This window comes from Nocardia sp. NPDC004711 (genome assembly GCF_053601595.1).
In genome coordinates this window covers 1-1,252 of record NZ_JBSGCB010000190.1, presented here as the reverse complement: position 1 = coordinate 1,252, position 1,252 = coordinate 1, and the positions used below count along the sequence as shown (strand labels likewise).

General features: G+C 64.5%; 1 protein-coding gene. It reads right to left on the bottom strand.

All coding sequences use genetic code 11. The annotated features are described in order from the left end of the window. Positions 1 to 112 precede the first annotated feature (112 nt). Positions 113 to 1,060, bottom strand: a complete 948-nt coding sequence (locus ACWEKS_RS49385) for a group II intron reverse transcriptase/maturase (RefSeq protein WP_452346610.1) — start codon at positions 1,058 to 1,060, stop codon at positions 113 to 115. Between the last annotated feature and the right edge of the window lie 192 nt (positions 1,061 to 1,252).

Below are 1,252 nucleotides of genomic sequence, written 5' to 3'. Positions count from 1 at the left end.
CCAGAGGGCACTGGTAGGCCGCTGGCGAGGTTTCCGTTGGGACGGCTCCTTTTCCAGCGACCCCCAGCCCGAACCCGGTGTGCGGCTTTCACCGCGACGGGCTCTCCGATGACTACGACGTGAGCTGCGATTTCGGCTTCCCGGCGTGGATGCCGTCGTGGCAGGAGCGGCAGACCACCAGGGTCTTGCGCCGCCGCTTGACCATCAATTCCACCCAATCCGGTTGTGTTTGCCTCGGCCGATCCAGATCGGCGAGCTTGCGGATGTGGTGCACCGAGATGTCCTCGGTGCTGCGGCAGATCTCGCACCGGCCCGCCTGGAGCCGGTCGATCAGCTCCGTGCGGCGGACGATGCCGGGGACCAGGACGCGGTCGGTGATGGCCGCGTCCAGTTGCCGTCGCAGTGGAATGCCACCGAACCGTGCGACCAGTGGTTTCCTGCCGCTGCGTTCGACTCTGGCCTCGAAGCACTTGCGTGGCCCATATGGTGTGGTGATGGTGGTCGCGTAGGCGCGGGCCATCTTCGACACCGTGGAGCGGTGCTTGTTGGCCAGGGTTTTCAGCAGGGAGGTCTCCATTACCCACAACAGCCGGTAGAGGCGAGACACGTTCCCGGCCAGCAGGTAGTACTGGACGATGCCCCGCCATTCGGCTCCGTAAACGTTGACGATGGTGTGGTCGTCTTCATTGAGCAGATTGGGCCTGCGCTCGGGTTTGCCGCGCGCCAGGTAGGGGGCTTGCTTGGCCTTGATCACCGATGACGGAACCCGCAGGCTCGCAACGCCGTTGACGCTGCGTTTGCCGTGGGTGAGCTTGCCGTCGTTGTGTAGCACGGTGATCTCGTAGCCGAGGAATTTCGCCGCCTCGGTGCGGGTGTGCGTGATCAGCGTTTTGTCCTGGGACAGTTCCAGTTTGAGTTCTTCACGCAGGAACCTCGTCAGGCGCTGCTTGATCTCCTCGGCCTCGGCCTTGGGTCCGATGAACCCGAGCAGAGTGTCATCGCAATAGCGGACGTAGCGCAGCCGCCGATAACCGGGATCACGCGGATCCCCGCTGGGCATGCTGCGCACCTGTTGGCGTAGCGCCCGCGCTTGCGCGTGGTCGCCGCGCCGGTGCGCCCGATCCCCGGCGGCACGCACCCATAGGCGGTGTCCGGCTTGCGGATCCGCCCTCGGGTGTATTCCGGGATGAGAACCTTCTCGACGAATGTGTCCAACCGATGCAGGTAAATGTTGGAGAGCACGGGCGAAACC

Coding starts and splice junctions, on each gene's coding strand:
- ACWEKS_RS49385 (WP_452346610.1), bottom strand. CDS start 1,060: ATGCCCAGCGGGGATCCGCGTGATCCCGGTTATCGGCGGCTGCGCTAC.